The following is an 18283-nucleotide window of genomic DNA, read 5'->3' on the forward strand; positions in this document are numbered from 1 at the left end:
GCCTGAACTCCGGGCCTGTCATTGCCCTCGACACCCTCGTGAAGACGGCATGGACGGCGGGGCCTGCCCGCAGGCCCCGCGGGCGAGCAGACGCCTGACGCATCACTGTCGGTGCATCGAAGTTGGCTCTTTTGTGATTAGTCCATCGGTGATATCTCTTGTCGTAGCCGTTGCACCGGCACTGGTCGGGGACTCAAGGGGGGAACGTGTCGGATCAGGCGCGTGCGCCACAACGCGATCCCGCCTAGTCGGCCCTGGTGCTCAAGGGCCCCGCGATGCAGTTCCCCTCCATGCCGAGCCCCAAGAAGATGGTCTTCGGCTATGACCCGGATGAGTTCGAGGAGTTCGTCAAGGAGTGGGTTCCGGCACTGAATCCGCTGTACGTGCGAGTGGAGCGGCACGGCGGCAGCGGAGACCACGGGATCGATGTGGCCGGCTACCGCACACCGCAAGGCCTGGAGGGGCCGTGGGACAATTACCAGTGCAAGCGCTACAAGAGCGCCTTGGGCTGGAGTACAGCCTCGGCTGAGATGCGGAAGATGTTCGCCGGTGTGGTACTGGGGCACTTCATCCGGCCGACGCAGTACGTCTTCGTCGCCCCCGTGATCGCACGCACACTGCGGCAGGCTCTCGCGAAGCCGAGCGAGGCCCGCGCGACGTTCCTCCAAGACCTGGCGGGAACCACCGATGAGGTCATCACCCGGCTGACGGCCGAGGAGCGGCTACGTGTCGCGGAGCTTGCCGGGCAGACGGACTTCTCCATGTTCGTGCCGGTCGACATGGACCTGATGCTCGCCCAGCACAAAACCACCCCGGCCTGGGCGACCCGCTTCGTCGACGAGCTGCGCGAGCGCCCTTCCATCCTGCAGCCTCCGGACCAGCCCGATCCCGGCGAGGCCCGCTACGTCCAAGAGCTGTTGAAGGTGTATGCCGAGCGCTGGAAGAACGCGGCCGACACCCTGGAACTGATCGCCCAGCACCCCAAGGCCGGCGATCACATGCGTCGTCAGCGCGAGGCGTTCTACAGCGCTGAATCCTTGCGTCGCTTCGCCCGCGACGCCTACCCCGACGGACACTTCAACGCGGTTCTGGACGATGTCCACACCATTGTGGTAGAGGTGTCCGACGGACGCTACGAACTTGGCTGGGACCGTCTGCAGGCAGTCCTCGAAGCGGCCGGGGCCGTTGCTCTGACCGAAACAGTCCTCAGCCTGTACGTGAGGCCCCTGGACCGCAAGGGGGTATGCCATCACCTGGCGAACGATGGCCGGCTGACATGGTGTGAGGAAGGGGCAGCCACATGAACCCGTTCAACAGCCCGCTGGAGATCGGGGTGCGGGCGCTGGTGCTGCTGGCAGAGAGCCACCCCCAGCCACTGGATCTGGCGCAGCTGGCCGTGCTGGACCACGCTGTTTTGCACAGCGGTGACCTCGACGGCCCGCCCAGCCTGCACCCGTCCCTGCCCGGCCATTCGGGCGAGCTGGGCATGAAGCGCACCGTGCTGGAACAAGCGCTTCTAGTACTGGTCCGCGCCGGTCTCGCCCGCGTCGAGGCGCGTGTGATCAACCGGAAGGGAGGAATCGCATGAGTGAGCCGAAATCTGGGAGCAGGTCGTATGACATCCCCAAGCGCATGGTTGTGGAATGCCGCAACATCAGTTTCTGTAAACTGGCCACCTTTTTCGAGTCGCCAGCCCGTTCCGCCGCGAAGATCCGTTGCCGAAGTCGCCGTACGTCCCGCTCAACTGCCGCCAGTTCACCTGGTCCCAGTCCAGCGAAACGCCGTCAGGTTCGTTCACCACAACGCCTTGCCACCCGATGGCTGCCACAGGCCCGGATCATGCATCCTTGGCCGAGCGTGCGATTCGCGCCCGCACCCGAGGCAGGAGCCCAGTGCGTTAGCAGCGCACGCTGGGATCTGTGCGGGGGGCCGCCAGCAACGGCGGTCCCTACCGCGACCGCTCCGTTCTGTGGGAGCCCGGGGTGAAACTCCCTGGGGCCACCCGACCAACGACCGCGGCGCCCGCGCCTACTACGACCACCTCCGAGCACGAGGCGCCGGCCACAACGCCGCCCTGCGCCAGCTCGCCAACCGGCTCGTGGGCATCCTGCACGGCTGCCTCAAAACCCGCACCCTCTACGACGAGACGACCGCCTGGTCGCATCGCAACGAGAAGGCTGCTGCTTGACATTCAAGCTCCTGGGATGTCTTTCATCGTGCAGCAGCGCGTCCCACCACTGATGATCACACGACAGCCCTGATCACAAACGCTCGCCGAGCCCCCGCCCCCAGTACACCCAGTTCATCACTCAACCATCGACAGAGTCAGATCTGTTGTTTGGAACGCCTTTCCATTAGGTTCAGGGCCAGGCAGCAAGCGGCCGCAGCGCAGGAGGGGTTGCACGATGGCTCTGATTCCCGGGGGCGCGGCGATCACCATCGCTGGCGGCATCCGCGAGTACGCTAGGGCGACGCCGAGTGCGGTCGCCGTGATCGACGGCGACCGCACGCTGAGCTTCGCGGCCCTCAACGAACGGGCCAGCCGACTCGCGAACGCCCTCCTTGGCGCTGGCCTGCGTCGCGGTGAGCGCGTGGGCGTGCTGCTGGGCAACCGGCTGGAGTACCCGGAGATCGCCTGCGGCATCACCAAGGCCGGACTCGTCATGGTGCCGCTGAACCCGCGGCTCACCGCCGACGAGATCACATTCATCCTGGACCACTCCGGCTGTCGTGCCCTCATACTCGACAACGGCCTGGCCGGCGCGGCCTCGGCCGCCATCGCGGATCTCGGCATCGGGGCAGTGTTCTGCATCGATGGCGACAGGGTGCCGGGCCCGAGGTCGTGGCGGAATCGCTCGTCGTCGCGGGCCGGCCTCGGTCCCGGGTACGAGGCGGTGCTCGAGCGGGCTGCGGCGCGGGACCCGGCCATCGTCGTGCAGGAGTCCGAGCCCTTCTGCATCGCGTACACCTCCGGCACGACGGGCGACCCGAAGGGCGTCGTCATCAGCCACCGTTCGCGGTCCCTGACGTTCTACTGCTCGGCGCTGGAATGGGGCTTGGCCAACGGCCGGACCTCCATCGCCGTCGCGCCGATGTACCACGGTGCCGGCTTCGCATTCGGGTACGCGCCGGTTTACACCGGCGGCACCGTCGTGATGCTTCGTAAGTGGGACCCGGCGGAACTGCTCGCACTGGTGGAGCGGCACCGGGCGCAGTCCGTGTTCCTCGTGCCGACCCACGCTCATGCGCTGCGTGAGCTCGGGGAAATGACAACGAGTCGCCACGATCTCGACAGCCTCGACACGCTGTACTTCAACGCGTCAGCCCTGCCGTGGCCGCTCAAGGAGTGGGTAATGGCCACGTTCCCACATGCGGGCGTGCACGAGTTGTACGGCTCGACCGAAGCCGGCGTCGTAACCGATCTGCGCCCGGCGGACATGCGGCGCAAGCCGGGCTCGGTGGGCCATCCCTGGTACATGACGGAACTACGCGTGGTGGGCTCGGACGGGGCTCCGGTCGCCCCCGGCGAGCCCGGCGAGCTGTTCAGCCGCTCGCCGTTCCTCATGAACGGTTACCATCGCAACCCCGACGCGACGGCGGCCTGCACCACCGACGACGGGTACCTGAGCTGCGGGGACATCGTCACCGTCGACGAAGAGGGCTACGTCTACGTCGTCGACCGCAAGAAGGACATGATCGTCACCGGCGGGGTGAATGTCTACCCGAGGGAGGTCGAAGATGTGCTGCGGACGCACCCGGCCGTCGCGGATGTCGCTGTCACCGGTGTCGCCTCGCAGCGGTGGGGCGAGGAGATCGCGGCTTGGTTTGTCGCGCTGCCGGGCCAGCAGATCCGACCGGAGGACCTGGCCGCACACTGCCGGCAACGCCTCGCGGGCTTCAAAGTACCGAGGCGGTGGCACGTCGTGGACGCGCTGCCCCGCAACGCGGCCGGAAAGGTGCTCAAGCGCAGCCTACGCCAGCAGGCCTCCGGGGCTGGTGCCCGGTGAACGGGGCCCACGGCTGGACCTTCGAGAACCTCGCCATCGTCCTGCACCTCGTCCTGTTCGCGTACTGGTTGGGCGGCGATTTGGGCGTCTTCTACGCCAGCCGCTTCGTCATCCGGCCCGACCTCTCCCCTGAGGCGCGTGGCGTCGCAGTCAAGGTCATGGAGGTGGTCGACATGTCGCCGCGGATCTGCCTCGTGTTGTTCTTGCCGAGCGGCGTGACGCTCATGGCCACCAGCCAGTACGGTCGCGACATCTTCGGCGGTTGGCCGCTGGCGGTAGTCTGGGTCGCCGGGCTGTGTTGGCTCGCCCTCGTCATCGCCGACCACCGGCGGCGGCCCGGCCGGACGGGCACACTGGTGCACCGCGCAGACCTCGTCGTCCGGGCCGGTCTCGTTGTCGGCCTGCTCGGCGTAGCTGTCTACACGGCTCTCGCTGCCCAGCCCTTCGGCGTCCCCACCACTCAGGTCTGGCTGGCCTGGAAGGTGGCCGCGTATGCGGCGTGCATCGCCTGCGGGCTGGCCATCCGGATCCGGCTCGCGCCCTTCGGGCCAGCCTGGGCAGCCCTGGTGCGCGACGGGAGCAGCCCCGATGTCGAGCGGCGCATTCGCGCCTCGGTACGGGGCGTGCTGCCGTTCGTCTACGCGATCTGGGTGCTCGTCTTTGTCGCCGCTTTCCTCGGCGTGCTCAAGCCGGGCTCCACTGCGCTGTGAACGACGCGGAGCGGGCCGAGGGCGCTCAGCTGGTCGGGGCGGGGCCGAGGTAGGCCGCCTGCACGCGCGGGTCGTCGCGTAGCTGTTGGGCTGTGCCCTCGGTCACGACGCGACCCCGCTCCAGAACGTACCCCCGCTCGGCGAGGCGCAGCGCGGTGAGCACCTCCTGTTCGACGAGCAGCACGGCCAGCCCGCGTTCGGCATGCAGCCGCTTGAGGTAGCCGAACAGTTCCGCCTTCTTCAAAGGCGCGAGGCCGAGAGAGGGCTCGTCGAGCATGAGCAGTCGAGGCGTGCTCATGAGGGCACGCGCCACCGCGAGCATCTGCGCCTCGCCGCCGGACAGCGTGCCAGCCAGCTGAAATCGGCGCTCCCCCAGCCGGGGAAACAGCTCAAGGAGTTCGGCGAGGGTGCGCTGGATGCGCTGCCGGTCCCGCCGATGGGTAAAGGCGCCCAGCCGCAGGTTCTCCTCCACGGTTTGGTCCGGGAAGATCTGGCGCCCCTCCGGCACATGGCCGAGCCCAAGCCCGGTGCGACGCCAACCCGCGATCCGGGCGATGTTCCGGCCGTCCAGGTCAATGCTGCCGGACATCGGTGGCAGCAGGCCGGACGCGACACGCAGGGTGGTGGTCTTTCCCGCGCCGTTGGGGCCGAGGAGCGCCACGAACTCGCCCTCGCCGACGACGATGTCGACGTCACGCAGGACCCGGACGCCCCCGTAGCCGGCGACGACCCCGCGTATCTGCAGCAGCGGACGGCTCACGATGCCTCCCCGATGAGGTCGGGCCGGCCGAGGTACGCCTCGAGGACGGCGGGGGAACGCCGGACGTGCTCGGGTAGGCCACGCTCGATCACCTTGCCGCTTTCGAGGACGGTGATCTCGTCACACACTCCCATGACGAACTCGACATTGTGCTCGATGAGGACGACCGCGAGCCCGCGATCGCGCAGCGCACGACAGAGTCGGGAGAGCGTGGCCAGTTCGGCGTGTGTGAGGCCGGTGGCTGGCTCATCGAGGATCAGTACCCGCGGCCGGGTGGCCACCGCCCGCACGACCTCGAGAAGGCGTTTCTGGCCGTGGGACAGGGAATTGGCCGTCCACTGAGCGCGAGAGCCGAGGCCGGCGAAGCGCAGCAGCTCCATCGCTTCGACGCGTTCGGAGTTGTCCTGCCGCCGGTAACGCGGCGTGCGCAGGACCGCTCCGAGCCAGGTATAACGCTCGCGCATGCGCATCCCGGTGAGGACGTTGTCGAGTACGCTGACCCGCTCGAACAGGTGCGGGGCCTGGAACACGCGGGTCACACCGGCTGCGGCGACGGCGTGCGGCGCGCGAGGCGCGCGTTCGCCGAAGATGCGCACGTCGCCGCCATCGAACGGGCAGTAACGAGTGAGGCACGCGACGAGGGTCGACTTGCCCGAGCCGTTGGGGCCGATGATGCCGTGCACGGTGCCCGGCATGATCCGCACGTCGATGCCGTCCACCGCGCGGACGCCTCCGAAGAACTTCATGATCCCGGCGCCCTCCAGGGCCGCCAAATCCTTGGGAGCCTCCGGCGGCGAGACGGCCGCCGGGATCGTCCCGGCTGGCTCGCCCTCGTCGGTCAGTGTCGCCGGATCGCGGCCGAGCCTGCTGGACCGCCAGGAACCGACGATGCCAGCCGGGATAACCATGATCGCGGCGAGGAGCCCGAGGCCGAGGATCAGCGTTGTGTACCTGGGGTACTCGCGGATGAACTCCACGATGGCGGCGATGATCCCGACCCCGATGAGGGGACCGACGAGCGTGCCGATGCCGCCGAGGAAGAGTCCTACGAAGAAAATGAGTCCGTTATCAAGCAGCCCGACGTCGGGATTGATGAACCCCATCTGCAAGGCGTAGAGGCCGCCGGCGAGCCCGCCGATCCCTCCAGCGAGGCCGAAAGTCAGCAGTTTTGTCGCCGTGGGGTGGATTCCCATAGCGGTTGCCGTGTCGATGGACTCGCGAACGGCCATCGCGGCGCGGCCGGATCCGCTGCGCACGTAGTTGCGCTGCACGACGTAGGTGACGGCCAGGAATGCCAGCACCACGTAGTAGAACTGCGTCTTGGACATGACGGTATCGCCCACCATCGGTGCGACACCGGCGATACCCACGACTCCGCCAGTCAGCGGGTCCGCAGACCGGCCGGCCTCAACGACAACGAGGTCTGCGGCCAGAGTGATCATTCCGAAGTAGAGGTAAGTCGCGCGGATGCTGACGAGGAGCACGATCACCGCGAGCAGGGTGCCGACGGCGACGGCGATCACCAGGCCAACTACCCAGGACCATTCCATCTTGACGACCGCGATGGCGACGGCGTACCCGCCGACAAGCTGCAGGGCGGTATGCATCATGGACAGCATCCCGCCGTATCCCATGCACAGGTTCAGCGAGATGGTGAGGATCGCGGCGATCGCGGCCGAGGAGACGACGCCGTTGTAGTACGCCGCGTTGTAGCTGTAGTAGTCGGTGATCCGTGGCCAGGCGAGCAGGACGACGATCAGAGCCGCCGCGAGCGCGTACAGCACGACAGCGCGCGCTCGCACGAGGCCGTCGGAGCCGAAGGCGCGCAACATGATCCGGCGCATCTAATGTGCCTCCATCGGCTTGCCGAAGAGTCCGGTGGGAAACGCGACGAGAATCACTGCGAGCGCCGCGAAAACGACGAAGTCGCCGGCGGTGCCGCTGATGGCGGACCTGACCACGGTGTCGAGCAGGCCGACCAGGAACCCACCGAGAAGTGCCCCACGCGGCGAGCCGAGGCCACCGATCACTGCGGCGGTGAAGCCCTTGATGGACCACAGCAGCCCGGAGGCCGGGGCGATGAAGAGCACGGGCGAGGCCAACAGCCCGGCGAGCGCCGTGATGACCGTACCGATGACGAAGCTCAGCATGATGACGCGCGGGACGGGAATGCCCATGAGCACCGCGGTGTCGGCGCTATGGGACGCGGCGCGGATCGCCTGCCCGTACACCGACCGGCGCATGAAGAGGTCGAAGGCGAACGTCATGGCGAGAGCGGCGACGATGGTGAGCAATTCCTGCCATGCGATGTGATTGCCGAGGAACGGGACCTGACCGGCGATCATCGGTTCGGGCCGCAAGGCAGGGACGTCGATGTAGCGCAGGGTGAACAGCGACTGGAACACCAGCGCAACGGCTAGCGTCGCGATGATCCACGCATAGCGCGACCTGGACAGGCGTAGCGGAAGGATGGTGAGGCGTTCCATGAGAAGTCCCATGACGATTCCCAGCACGATGACGAGTGCCAGCGCGACGAGCCAACTGAGCTTCCACAGCGCGACGACCTGGTAGGAGATCGCGGCGCCCAAGACGAGCGCCTCGCCCTGGGCGAAGTTCATGATGTGAGTGGGTCGGAACACCATCGCCAGGCCAAGCGCCACGAGCGCGTACGTGGCTCCGGCGAAGAGTCCGTCTAGGACCACGTTGATGCTCACGTTCGTTTCTTTCCTGCACTCCGGGTCTAGGCACCAGGACACGCCGGGGTGCGACGCGCCTACGCAGCGGACTGGTCAGCGGGGCGTCACGTCGGAGGTGAACCAGCCCTGGCCGTCCTTCTGCCATTCGTAGCTGCGGATGCAGGGCAGGGCGTAGAACTCGTGCGCCTTGCCCGGCGTGATGGCACATCCCGACGGGGTTTCGGTGTCGGACAAGGAGATGTTGGTGAGTGCGGTGGCGACCTTGGTGGGATCGAGGGACTTGGCCGCGTCGGCGGCCTTCCAGTACGCGTACATGCAATCGGCCGCGATGGCCGTCCCCTTGGGCGATTTCGCACCGGTCTTCGGGCCGGTGTTGACGCCGTACTTGGCCTCGATGGCCTCGATGTGAGTTTTGTAGCCTGCCTTCCAGGTCGCCCGGTCACGGATCGGGAACTCGTAGTTCGGCGCTGCGAAGACCGTGCCCACAGCCGAATCGCCGGCCGCCTCCAGGAAGGAGATGTTCTGGATACCGGAGCCGCCGACCAACACGCCCTTGTACCCAGCTTCGGCGGCGGCGGCCATCGTCTTGGCGCCGCTTACGTTGCTGGAGATCCAGATCGCCTCTGCGTTCGCCAGCTTCTGGACGTAGGGCAGGTGGGTCTGGTCATCCTTCCGGGTCTGCTCGTAGCCAACCAGTTGGACACCGTACTTCGGCCCCATGCTGGACAGCAGGCTATTGACCTCCTTGCCCGTGTCGTCGCCCTCGTAGATCTCGCCGATGGTGGTGACGTTCTTCGACTTCAGGTACTGGAGTGTGCGCTCTACGTCGTCGGTGATCCGGTCCTGTGAGCGGAAGCCGTAGGTGAGGTTCTCGAAGGTTCCACCTGCGACAGCCGGCTGGCAGTTGACCTTCTCGTTCTGCTCGTAAATTTTCTTGGTCGCGTCGTAGAACGAGGTGATCGACGGACCGACCACGAGCTTGATCCGCTGGTCACCCGCGAGTTCGGTCGCTGCGGCGACGGCCTTGGCCGGGTCGATCCCGACGTCGCGGGTGACGATCTCGACGTTGGCGCCGCCGATCCCGCCGGCGGCGTTGATCTGCTCAGCCACGATCTGCATCGAATTCTGCTGCGAGACGCCCAAGACCGCGAAGGGCCCAGTCATCGGGGCGATCAGCCCGATCTGGACCTTTTCCGCACCGGCGCTCCATCCAGCGGCGCCGGTACCTCTGGAGTTCTCCGACGCCCGCTCCTCTTTGCTGGTACATCCTGCGGCGACCACCACGAGGATGGCCGCCACGGCCGCAAGCCTGAAAAATCCTTTGAGCACGCGCTGAGCGTAGGTACGCGACTGCTCACATCCGGTGGTGAATTGCCCTAATGGCCACGTGCCGATGCCCAAAAAGGCATCGGCGTGACTCTTTGTGCGATGGACGTCAGCGCTGCGTCAATCTACAAACTACAAATGGGATCGAGCGTCAGCTCGGCAAGACGAGGTGAGTGGGCGGGCGGGATCGCACCGCCCGGCTCTCTTATCCGGCTCGTGCCGTAGTCTGCGAACCGCTCGAACCCTTGTCGGTCACCTCGCGCTGCGGCACCTGGTCGGCGTAGAACCGGATCGCCCTGAGCGGATCGACCGGGTGGCCGTTTCCGCCGTGGCGATTGCTCCACTGACATGGGTCTTCCCGTGGGGCGCAACGACGCGTGAAGCGCTTCAGCCTCGGTGCAGCCCTACCGGAACCGGCGGATCGCAGACGATTCGGGTGTCGACAAATTCCCACCACTCGTCCTGCGAGACCCGCTCGCGCTCCCAGCCCTCGTCGGCCTTCAGCATCGCGAGCGCGGCCCGGTACTCGCCCCACCCTGCCTCGTCGTCGAAGGCCGCCCAGTTCTCCAGGGCGTAGACGTCGCCCACCACGCTGTAATACCAGCGGACCGCCTTAACGCTGGGCAGATCGCGATAAAACCAGCGCTCGCGGTCCGCCAGCCACCGCCAAAAGCCCTTCATGTCCTGTCGCGCCCGAGCCGTCAGCCGCATGCGGTAGACGAGGTAGATCATGCTGCCCTCCTCCAGTGTGGCGGCCCGCGGACACGATTCCACGGATCGCCTCGTTCTCCGCGCACAGTAAGGCTGTTTTCATCGGCCCGGTAGACCGATCAAGCGGAGGGTGCAGTTCCGGCCGTCGCCCAGCTGGCCACGTACCTGCTGGGACCGCACCCGCGGGAGTCCTTGACCGAAAGAGTCTGACGACCAATGATGGACGGTGGCCAGGCAGAAACGCCATTCCGGTCAATGGATTCCTGCTTCACGGAAGAGGTCCTGTGCGCCCCCATGTTGAACTGATCCAAGAAGACGACTACGTCTGGCATTGCGCGGAACTGATCGGCGGCGAGGGACGAGCCAGCGAGCGCCGCCTGTCGGTCGATGAGGAGGACGGCTCCTCCTCGCTACGCATCGACTTCCACACCGACTGGGGGCGCGGCCCGGGCATCCACCACGCCAGCAGCGAGTACTACGTGCTCTCTGGCTCCATGACCTATGACGGCCGCGAGATGAGCAAGGGCGCCTACGTCTACGTGCCCAAGGGCGTGCCCGCCGGCGCGATCACTTTCCGCGAAGGCTCGCGGATCCTGCACTACCGGGAGTACGGCGACGCCGGGTTCGACCGCGTCGACTCGCTGGCTGCGCCGCGGTGGGACGACGCGCGGGAGGACGTCATAGTCGTCGACAGCGAGTCGATGGAATGGGACGCAGTGCCCAACGCGGGGCCCATGCCCGGGCTGTTCATCAAGTACCTGCACATCGACCCGCTCACCGGTTTCTACACCAGGTTGGTGCACGCGCAGGAGGGCTGGGCCGACCACCGGCTGGCTCACCACCCGTGCTACGAGGAGGCGTACACGACGCAGGGACTGATGGAGTACAACTTCGGGACCCTGGACCTTGGCACGTACTTCTTCCGGCCCGCCCGGGTCAAGCACGGGCACTTCACCTCGCTGGAGGGCGGTGCTACCTGGCTGCTGCGCTCCGACGGAGAACTGCGCAACTGGTACACCCAGAACGAGTGGGTCCGTTGGGGTGGTGAGGCGATCAACTACGGCGAGGGCGACGGGATGCGGTGGTCGCAATCCTCGCACGACCTAGCCGACCGGCCCACCCGCCGCAGCGATCCGGACCTGCGGAGGCTGCGCCAGGCTCTGGAATACCAGCGGGAACTGGGCGCGAACGACGACGACTACGTGCCGCACGGCCAGGGAACCGACCCAAGCCTGACAGCGATTGCGAAGGCGCTGGACATCGTGCGGCTACAAGGCGGCCACGACGGTGAGCACGACCACCATCACGAGCCGCTTTCGGCGGACTGGGGTGCCGACCCCGTGACGCTAGAACATCCGGACCAGCGGACGGACGCCCACGCGCACAACTGGGGCCAGGGACGGCCGTGGAAGGAGGGGGAACCCATCCCTGGGCCCATAATCTCGTCGCTACCGGTTCGCAGCCGCTCGCGCGGCCGGTGGGACGGCGACGGGATGTAAGCGCCACGTCCGACGGCGCCGAGCGCTGCTGCCGGGACGTCCTGATGTCCGTGGGTCGGGTCCGGGGAGGACAGCAACGCCCACCTACGCCATAGTGGGCGATCTCCTTTACCGGTCCTCGGCAGAAGATCCACATCGGACGATTCGACGACCAGCACCGCATGCCGTAGACCGCTTGCGCGGGCTGCTCCGATACGTGTCAATCGGCAAAGAAGTCAGTGAGCGCTGCGGCCAAAACCGCCGGGTCCGGGAAATGCGCCTGGCCCCCGAGAACGCCGCGTTGGCCCCGCGGCAGCGCGGCGACCATTGCCTCTGCCGCCGGGTCCATTGCCGCCAGCCATGCGGCGGCGTCCGGGGCATCCCCTGCAGTGCCGGTCAGGACTAGTGTCGGCTGCTGGACGGATGCTAACCGCGCGGGGCTCGGCTGACCGGAACCCAAGCACGACGCGTCATAGGCGAGGGTGTGCGCGAGCGATACCACACGGTCCGAGAACGGTGCCGATCGCGCTGCAACAACGTCCTCTTCGGACGCGGCAGTGGTTCGCAGGAACAGCTCGAGCGCAGCGCCGCGCTCACCAGCCGCGAGCGCAGTCTGCACGGCGTCGACGTAATCACGCCACTGCGGCAGCCACTCCGCGGACATGTTGTACGGCACCTCGTACACCGCGATCTTCGCGATACTGGTCAGCCCGGCGGCTGCCGCCTCGAGGGCGAGCGCACCACCTGAACACCCGCCGTACAGGTACCGCGGTTCGTCGACGGTCTGGATCACTGCCGCCAGATCCTCGAACTCCCTCTCGAGGGCGTACGGGAGGGTGTCACCGCTGCCTCCCCGTCCGCGGCGCGCGTAGTTCAGCACCGTGAACCGGCGGCTCAGCTCGACGGAGAGGGGGGCGTTCTCAGTGCCGTCGCCCAGCGCCGCGGACACGAGCACGACGCCAGGTCCGCTGCCGCTCCGCTCGTAGGAGATGAGTGTCCCGTCTTGCGACTTAACGCGATCCACGGCTAATTCTGTCCCTCCTGCGGTCGCCACACGCTCCGCGCACCGGTCGAAGTCGGCGAGCTGCCGGCGACTCAGCTTCTGCCGGGTCACATCAACCGCTTCGCGTCCGAGAGCGTGACGCAGCAGCGGTTCCAGCGAGCCGACCACGGGGATGGTGGAGCGGGCGACGTGGTCAGGTTCGTTGGTCTGGTTCCCGGCGAGATCCGCGAGCCGCTCGAGCGCGTGGCCGACGCTGGAAGCGCAGTCGGTGCTGAACTGACTGCGAGGCTCGTCATCGGTGACCTCTTCGAACGGTCAGAACATGCCGAAGCCGATCTCGTTTACGTAAACGTCGAATCTGCCGTCGTCGGCGACCGGCATCGCCACATCACTGCCCGGCCCAGACGAAGCACTAGCGATCAACCAAGCCCGATCGAGCAATGGCATGCCAGAACGTTCTCCATTCACACGAAGACTTCGGCCATCCGTGGTCATCATACTTGGTGGACAGAAACGTACAAGCATCGAAGGGCGATGTCGACAAGAGCCATGAACCGCTTGAGGTGGTGACTCCTCGATGGGCAGCAACCGTCGACCTCGAGCAGCCGTGAGCCGCTGTTGGGGATCACCGCGTCGCGCGCGAGCCGATGACCTGAAGGTACTCGAAAACGTATCGGTTGGGACCGCCTTCAGGGCCGGAGTCTGCTGCACGGGCGAACGCCAGCAGGTCGGCGTCCAGTGCTGCGGTGCGCTCGGCGTCGCCTGCTATGCCCGCGTAGGCGGCGATCACCGGAGCGAAGTGCGCCTTGTACAACGCGATCAACTGCTCCGGCGACTGGTCGAACCGCGCGGTCACGGCCCGTGTAGCGGTGACCAGGTCGGCGCAGCCGGCACCGAGTAGCCGGGCCACGTGCTTCGGGTCGCCCCACGCGGCCGGTGGGTGTGCGCCAGAGGGCGGTGGCGGAGTGTGCTTGGCTAACACCTTGAAGAAATGCCCAACGGCCCCGCCGGGGGGCCAGTTCGCCATGGCCAGCCTGCCACCGGGACGGCACACCCGCAGCAACTCGCGAGCCGTGACCGCGTGATCAGGCGCGAACATCGCCCCGATGCACGACAGCACCACATCGAACTCGCCGTCATCGAACGGCAGCGCCTGCGCGTCGCCCTCGACCCAGTGGATCTGCAGGTTCTCGGCCTGCGCAACACGCGCGCCGATCTCCATGAGCCGCGGCGTGACGTCGGTCGCGGTCACCTCGGCCCCGGCGCGCGCGGCGGGAAGAGTCGCATTGCCGGTACCGGCGCCGACATCGAGGACACGCTGACCCGCCCGAATGCCCGCCGCCGCCACCAAATCCTGGCCAAGGTCGCTGAGCAACTCGGTGATACGTGCGTAGTCGCCGAGTGTCCAAAACTGCTGTGCTGCACTGGCAGATTTGTCTGGGGTGGTCATCGGTGTCTTCCGTCATTCAGATTTGCTCCGTTCAGTACGAACCCTAGCCGTAACATCAGCACTACGGAAGCTCGAAATCTGAAACATGTAACGGTGGTTGAAGATACCGGGGACACAGCGCTCAGAGTGGACATTCAATCAGGAACGCTACATCGCCCGCGAACTCTTCCCATCCTTGCTCGAGCAATCGCAACACCCCAACGGTGGGCTCGGCGTCCACAGGGGCATCTAGCACGACCCAGCCGGCCGCAACGGCACAAGCCTGGTCAACGAACAGGTGCCAGAAAGGCTGCGGCCCCCGGTGCCGGTGGAAGCAGACGACGTGCGGTCATGGCGCCCACCTCGGCAAACCCACCGCCGCCAACGAACTACGCGTAAGGGGCCGGAATTCACTCTACTCGGTCAGCCACCCCATCCGGAACACCTCGAAGCTGAACGCGAACGTGCACCCCAGCTGTGCGCCCGCCTTCCGGGCGAACGACTCCAGGAACTCGTCAGGTTCCGGGAAGGCGGGACCCAGACCCGCGAGATAGGCCTCATGCGCCTGCAACGACGCTATGCCCGCGGCAAGGTGGTCGTCGACGTTCACGGCGTGCGTCGGCGTCGGCGAGCCGGCGATCAGCACGTATTTCACGCCGTCCCACGGTTCCAGACCGGCGTCCAGCAGATCCCTGAACACCCACCGGTTGGCGGCGTCGCGGATCGCGTCGATTACGGCGCGTCCGGTGGCGATGTGATCGGCTTGGTTCGGCATCGTGCCGCCGTACGTCTCCCGGTGGTTGCCTGTGATCACGACATCCGGACGGTGCCGGCGGATCGCCCCGGCGAACGCACGGCGTAACGGCAGCCCGTACTCGATAATCCCGTCCGGGAATCCGAGGAACTCGACGTCCGACACCCCGACGAGCCGGCACGACTCCCGCTGCTCGGCCTCGCGTAACGGCCCCGCCTCGGCCATCTTCATGCCATCGATCCCCGCCTCGCCACTCGTGGCGAGCGCATATGCCACCCGCTTGCCCTGCGACGTCCAGCGAGCGACGGCAGACGATGCCCCGTACTCCATGTCGTCCGGATGCGCGACGATCGCGAGCGCCGAGGACCAGTCCTCGTCCAGGTGGGGAAGTTGCGATTCACTCATGGCTTTACCTTCTCTTGATGACCTCGGCGCCGCGGTCGGCGAGGTGCACTCTGCCGAACAGGTCGGCGCCGTACTGCTCCGGCGAGACGACGCGGATGCCCGCGAGCGATTTCATGATGCGGTACTCCCTGCCAGATGGGAGATCAAGTCGAAAATACGGGTCTGGACGGCACGGGTCTCCTCGGCAGCTAGCCCGTGGATCGGCGGTGTCAGCTTTACCGAGTCGGCCAGTCCCTCGTACGCGGCGAGCTGGGCGCGTACCTCGTCCGGCGTACCCGAGATCGTCAACCGATCGAGGGCCTCATCGCTCACCAGTGCGCCGAGACTGTCGGCCGGCATGCCGGCCCGGAACGCCTCGCTCACCCGGCTGTGGTCCTCAGCGAGCCCGTGGAAGGCGAAGAAGTCGGCGTACGTTCGGACGGAGGCGTAGAAGCCGACGAGGCCGGCCGCGCGCCGCTTCGCGATCACCGAGTCATCGTCGATCGAGCAGCAGGCCGAGACGGTGACGTCTAGCGTCTGCATCGGCCGGCCGCTGCGCTGTGCACCCTGACGCAGCCGGGGCAGGAGGCGTTCGTTGAGATAGCGCGGCGAGCACAGTTCGTGCGAGATGAAGCCGTCGCCGACTTCTCCGGCGAGCGCGGTCATGGCCGGTCCCATGCCTGCGACGTAGATCGGAAGAGCCGCCCGCGGCTGCGGGAAAGGCCGTTGGAAGCCACGCATTCGCAGTCGTTCCCACTCGCCCTCCACCAACATGTCCGCCCCGGTCCGCGCGTTCGCGACGACGTGCCGCACGATGGCGATCGTCTCCCGCAGATGCGCGACTGGCTTGCCCCACCGTGCGTTGTGCCAGTTCTCGTTGAGGCGTTGGACGCCCGAGCCAAGACCGAGCCGGAACCGGCCGCCGGACAGGTCGTCGATGTCGAGAGCCTCGAGTGCCGTAATCAGCGGGCTGCGCACGAATGCGAGCGCGATCGCGGTGCCGATCCCGATCTCCGACGTCGCAGCAGCCGCCGCGGCGGCGGTGACGGTGGCGCTGCGGTGCAACTCCGGGAACCACGCGACGGTGGCACCGACGCGCTCAGCAGCCAGGGTGGCTTCTTCCAACTCGGCGAGCGTCTCACCCCACGGGCCGTACGTGATGCGGAGGGTCACGATGCCTCGATGTCGAGCGTGAACGGCCCGGTCTTCGCCGCCGGGAAGTAGCCCTTGTCGTGGGACGTATCGCGATGATGAACCACGCCGCGGACCCACGAGATGCACTCGTCTTCATGCTGGTTGAGCCAGCGGGTGCGGACGGTGGTGATCTCAGTGCAAGGGCGCGACGCTGATGGCTGGGCGGCCAGCACTGTGGACTCCGCGTACAGGGGACGGCCGACGAACACATGGTGTGTAAGTTTGATGTCGCTCCACCCGAGGTTGAGTAGCGTGGCCTGACTCACGTCGGCCACGCGCTGTTCGAGCATCATCGCCACGGCGACGCCGGAGTTCACGATCAGCCAACCATATTGGTCCGGGCCGCCAACTCGGCGCTGAACTGGTTCTGGCTGGTGTTCATCGTCAGCAACGTGAACCAAGTGTTATCCACTTCTGAAATCGTCCGCCCCAGGCAGTGTTGGTAGACGTCTCCCGCCTTGTAGTCCTCGAAGGACGGGCTCAAGGCCGACGTACAGGCAGCATTTTCTGGCGACGGCAAGGCTTCTCCCATCCTCGTGGCCTGGGCACCCGGATGCCTGAACTGTAAAGATCAGAGTTTTCATAGTCAAGGATCCGGGACCTCCCGAACCCGGCGTGCGCCGCTATGTAGCTGGTGATCGTCTCGCTCGGTGGCGGGCGGGGTTTGAGGACATGTTCGCGCTGGTAGCGGGTCGTTTCGCGCAAGCGGACTCGCGTCGGCGGGCCCGGTGGTATGTGCTGGGGCTGCTCTCGGGTACGGAGCGGAAGAACTCGTGGACGCTCGCGGAGCAGGCCGGGGATGTGACCGTCGACGGCATGCAGCGACTGCTCAACCTCTACCGCTCGGACGCCGACGAGGTCCGTGATGATCTCCGGGAGTACGTACTCGGCAATCTTGGTGATCCCAGCGGGGTCGCGGTGGCTGATGAGACGGGTTTTCTGAAGAAAGGCACCTAATGCCGATCTCGGCATTAGTACCGGTTTTCTCCTGCCCGGACTCGTCCAGCGCCGCCACGACCAGCGGCTGATCACGCAGCTGCTCGGCCACGAACCCGCGCACCACACCTTGGGTCGCGTCGTGGTCCCACACGGCGTGATTCAGCAGCCGCTGCATCCGGTCCGGCGTGGCGTCCCCCGCGTGCTGAGCCAGCGTCCAGGCGTTCTTGCGCGGCAGGTGTTCGCTCATCAGCCCCGCCACATACTTCCCGGCCTGCGCCAAGGGTTCCCGCCGCGCGAAACACGGCGCCAACCGCGCGTGCAACGCGGCCAGATTCGACACCGCCAGCTCACCCTCTGCGCGGCTGCCCTTGTGATCAACAGGCCCCCGGTCAGCCCCTCTGACCAGCCACGACCAGCTATTGATGCGCAGGGCAAATATGTGATGTCAGACACCCCATGATTTTGTTTGTCAAGCGGCGGCTTGCTGGTCTCGGTTGTGGTGTGCCCAGGCGGTGTGTTCGTCGTAGGTGCTCCGGGTCTTGAGGCAGCCGTGCAGGATGCCGACGAGTCGGTTGGACAGCTGGCGTAAGGCGGCGTGGTGGTTCATGCCGCGGCCGCGGAGCTCGTCGTAGTAGGCGCGGGCGCCGGGTGAGGCGCGGAGGGCGCAGAAGGCCTGCTGGTGCAGGGCGTCGACGAGCCGGTCGTTGTGGACGAAGCGGGCCAGCACGGTCTTCTTCTTACCGGACTGGCGGGTGATCGGGCTGGTGCCGGCGTAGTTCTTCCGGTTCTTCGCGCTCGCGTAGCGGTCGGCGTCGTCGCCGAACTCGCCGAGGGCCCGGGCCCCGAGGATCTGTCCCATGCCGGGCTGGGACAGGTAGATCTCAGCGTCCCG

General features: G+C 66.6%; 19 protein-coding genes and 4 pseudogenes. 8 read left to right on the forward strand and 15 right to left on the reverse strand.

The annotated features are described in order from the left end of the window. Window positions 1–275: 275 nt before the first annotated feature. Window positions 276–1304, forward strand: coding sequence for an ABC-three component system protein (locus DL519_RS11155; RefSeq protein ID WP_190814494.1), 1029 nt, complete (start codon window positions 276–278; stop codon window positions 1302–1304). Beyond that, entirely contained in the window at window positions 1301–1588 is a 288-nt protein-coding gene (locus DL519_RS11160) for an ABC-three component system middle component 2 (protein WP_223838759.1), read from the forward strand. The genes DL519_RS11155 and DL519_RS11160 overlap by 4 nt, the downstream gene beginning before the upstream one ends. Here DL519_RS11160 and DL519_RS49865 read toward each other — a convergent pair. Next, on the reverse strand, window positions 1563–1769 hold the full coding sequence (locus DL519_RS49865; protein WP_397545045.1) for a reverse transcriptase N-terminal domain-containing protein: 207 nt from the start codon (window positions 1767–1769) through the stop codon (window positions 1563–1565). The genes DL519_RS11160 and DL519_RS49865 overlap by 26 nt on opposite strands. Before the next feature lie 248 nt (window positions 1770–2017). Between DL519_RS49865 and DL519_RS11170 the strand changes: the two are divergent. The 3 genes and pseudogenes from DL519_RS11170 to DL519_RS11180 form a co-directional block, all read left to right on the forward strand. Then, window positions 2018–2188 (forward strand): annotated as a pseudogene (locus DL519_RS11170) (IS110 family transposase); the annotation flags it as partial. A gap of 217 nt (window positions 2189–2405) precedes the next feature. Further along, complete coding sequence (locus DL519_RS11175; protein ID WP_190814496.1) at window positions 2406–4007, forward strand: class I adenylate-forming enzyme family protein; 1602 nt, start codon at window positions 2406–2408, stop codon at window positions 4005–4007. Then, window positions 4004–4717 carry a hypothetical protein gene (locus tag DL519_RS11180; RefSeq protein WP_223838762.1) on the forward strand — a complete coding sequence of 238 codons (714 nt, stop codon included), beginning with the start codon at window positions 4004–4006 and terminating at the stop codon, window positions 4715–4717. Before DL519_RS11175 ends, DL519_RS11180 begins: the two co-directional genes overlap by 4 nt. 25 nt (window positions 4718–4742) lie before the next feature. On the opposite strand, the gene DL519_RS11185 is transcribed toward DL519_RS11180, so the two are convergent. From DL519_RS11185 to DL519_RS11205, 5 genes are all read right to left on the reverse strand, one after another. Beyond that, a complete protein-coding gene (locus tag DL519_RS11185; RefSeq protein ID WP_223838764.1) occupies window positions 4743–5477 on the reverse strand; it encodes an ABC transporter ATP-binding protein in 735 nt (244 codons plus the stop codon). Further along, window positions 5474–7321, reverse strand: coding sequence for a branched-chain amino acid ABC transporter ATP-binding protein/permease (locus DL519_RS11190; RefSeq protein ID WP_190814498.1), 1848 nt, complete (start codon window positions 7319–7321; stop codon window positions 5474–5476). The genes DL519_RS11185 and DL519_RS11190 overlap by 4 nt, the downstream gene beginning before the upstream one ends. Next, on the reverse strand, window positions 7322–8191 hold the full coding sequence (locus DL519_RS11195; protein WP_190814499.1) for a branched-chain amino acid ABC transporter permease: 870 nt from the start codon (window positions 8189–8191) through the stop codon (window positions 7322–7324). It lies immediately after the preceding gene. Between the two features lie 75 nt (window positions 8192–8266). Then, window positions 8267–9472, reverse strand: coding sequence for an ABC transporter substrate-binding protein (locus tag DL519_RS11200; protein WP_190814501.1), 1206 nt, complete (start codon window positions 9470–9472; stop codon window positions 8267–8269). A gap of 414 nt (window positions 9473–9886) precedes the next feature. Further along, complete coding sequence (locus DL519_RS11205) at window positions 9887–10231, reverse strand: hypothetical protein (protein ID WP_190814503.1); 345 nt, start codon at window positions 10229–10231, stop codon at window positions 9887–9889. Between the two features lie 263 nt (window positions 10232–10494). Between DL519_RS11205 and DL519_RS11210 the strand changes: the two genes are divergently transcribed. Next, a complete protein-coding gene (locus DL519_RS11210; RefSeq protein WP_190814505.1) occupies window positions 10495–11709 on the forward strand; it encodes a DUF4437 domain-containing protein in 1215 nt (404 codons plus the stop codon). A gap of 199 nt (window positions 11710–11908) precedes the next feature. On the opposite strand, the gene DL519_RS11215 is transcribed toward DL519_RS11210, so the two are convergent. After that, a complete protein-coding gene (locus DL519_RS11215) occupies window positions 11909–12712 on the reverse strand; it encodes an alpha/beta fold hydrolase (protein WP_190814507.1) in 804 nt (267 codons plus the stop codon). Between the two features lie 168 nt (window positions 12713–12880). On the opposite strand from DL519_RS11215, the gene DL519_RS11220 reads away from it, so the two are divergent. Continuing rightward, window positions 12881–13261, forward strand: a complete 381-nt coding sequence (locus DL519_RS11220) for a hypothetical protein (protein WP_190814509.1) — start codon at window positions 12881–12883, stop codon at window positions 13259–13261. Window positions 13262–13316: 55 nt separating this feature from the next. On the opposite strand, the gene DL519_RS11225 is transcribed toward DL519_RS11220, so the two are convergent. The 6 genes from DL519_RS11225 to DL519_RS46205 all read right to left on the reverse strand — a co-directional run bounded on the left by DL519_RS11225 (window position 13317) and on the right by DL519_RS46205 (window position 16984). Then, a complete protein-coding gene (locus tag DL519_RS11225) occupies window positions 13317–14141 on the reverse strand; it encodes a class I SAM-dependent methyltransferase (protein ID WP_190814511.1) in 825 nt (274 codons plus the stop codon). Window positions 14142–14535: 394 nt separating this feature from the next. Beyond that, complete coding sequence (locus DL519_RS11230) at window positions 14536–15279, reverse strand: PIG-L deacetylase family protein (RefSeq protein WP_190814513.1); 744 nt, start codon at window positions 15277–15279, stop codon at window positions 14536–14538. A gap of 4 nt (window positions 15280–15283) precedes the next feature. Further along, window positions 15284–15394 (reverse strand): CoA transferase, encoded by a 111-nt coding sequence (locus DL519_RS46195; RefSeq protein WP_223838766.1) that lies wholly within the window; start codon window positions 15392–15394, stop codon window positions 15284–15286. After that, window positions 15391–16431, reverse strand: coding sequence for an LLM class flavin-dependent oxidoreductase (locus tag DL519_RS11235; RefSeq protein WP_190814515.1), 1041 nt, complete (start codon window positions 16429–16431; stop codon window positions 15391–15393). Before DL519_RS11235 ends, DL519_RS46195 begins: the two co-directional genes overlap by 4 nt. Beyond that, window positions 16428–16769: a hotdog family protein gene (locus DL519_RS46200; RefSeq protein WP_223838768.1), complete on the reverse strand. Its 342-nt coding sequence runs from the start codon at window positions 16767–16769 to the stop codon at window positions 16428–16430. Before DL519_RS46200 ends, DL519_RS11235 begins: the two co-directional genes overlap by 4 nt. A gap of 2 nt (window positions 16770–16771) precedes the next feature. Beyond that, window positions 16772–16984 carry a hotdog family protein gene (locus tag DL519_RS46205; protein ID WP_223838770.1) on the reverse strand — a complete coding sequence of 71 codons (213 nt, stop codon included), beginning with the start codon at window positions 16982–16984 and terminating at the stop codon, window positions 16772–16774. Between the two features lie 140 nt (window positions 16985–17124). On the opposite strand from DL519_RS46205, the pseudogene DL519_RS11245 reads away from it, so the two are divergent. Further along, window positions 17125–17406, forward strand: a pseudogene (locus DL519_RS11245) (transposase); the annotation flags it as partial. 22 nt (window positions 17407–17428) lie between these two features. On the opposite strand, the pseudogene DL519_RS50700 reads toward DL519_RS11245, so the two are convergent. Together DL519_RS50700 and DL519_RS11250 are read right to left on the reverse strand one after the other, a co-directional pair. Further along, window positions 17429–17797: pseudogene (locus DL519_RS50700) on the reverse strand (hypothetical protein); the annotation flags it as partial. A 63-nt stretch (window positions 17798–17860) separates the two neighbouring features. After that, window positions 17861–18280: pseudogene (locus DL519_RS11250) on the reverse strand (transposase); the annotation flags it as partial. Window positions 18281–18283: the final 3 nt, after the last annotated feature.

It is taken from the genome of Saccharopolyspora pogona (assembly GCF_014697215.1).
GTDB classification, from domain to species: Bacteria; Actinomycetota; Actinomycetes; order Mycobacteriales; family Pseudonocardiaceae; genus Saccharopolyspora; species Saccharopolyspora hattusasensis.

What these genes read in the sequence shown, in the direction of transcription:
- DL519_RS11225 (WP_190814511.1), bottom strand. Translation starts at nt 14,141, where the DNA reads ATGACCACCCCAGACAAATCTGCCAGTGCAGCACAGCAGTTTTGGACA.
- DL519_RS46205 (WP_223838770.1), bottom strand. Translation starts at nt 16,984, where the DNA reads ATGGGAGAAGCCTTGCCGTCGCCAGAAAATGCTGCCTGTACGTCGGCC.
- DL519_RS11190 (WP_190814498.1), bottom strand. Translation starts at nt 7,321, where the DNA reads ATGCGCCGGATCATGTTGCGCGCCTTCGGCTCCGACGGCCTCGTGCGA.
- DL519_RS11160 (WP_223838759.1), top strand. Translation starts at nt 1,301, where the DNA reads ATGAACCCGTTCAACAGCCCGCTGGAGATCGGGGTGCGGGCGCTGGTG.
- DL519_RS11155 (WP_190814494.1), top strand. Translation starts at nt 276, where the DNA reads ATGCAGTTCCCCTCCATGCCGAGCCCCAAGAAGATGGTCTTCGGCTAT.
- DL519_RS46195 (WP_223838766.1), bottom strand. Translation starts at nt 15,394, where the DNA reads ATGAAATCGCTCGCGGGCATCCGCGTCGTCTCGCCGGAGCAGTACGGC.
- DL519_RS11230 (WP_190814513.1), bottom strand. Translation starts at nt 15,279, where the DNA reads ATGAGTGAATCGCAACTTCCCCACCTGGACGAGGACTGGTCCTCGGCG.
- DL519_RS11205 (WP_190814503.1), bottom strand. Translation starts at nt 10,231, where the DNA reads ATGATCTACCTCGTCTACCGCATGCGGCTGACGGCTCGGGCGCGACAG.
- DL519_RS11175 (WP_190814496.1), top strand. Translation starts at nt 2,406, where the DNA reads ATGGCTCTGATTCCCGGGGGCGCGGCGATCACCATCGCTGGCGGCATC.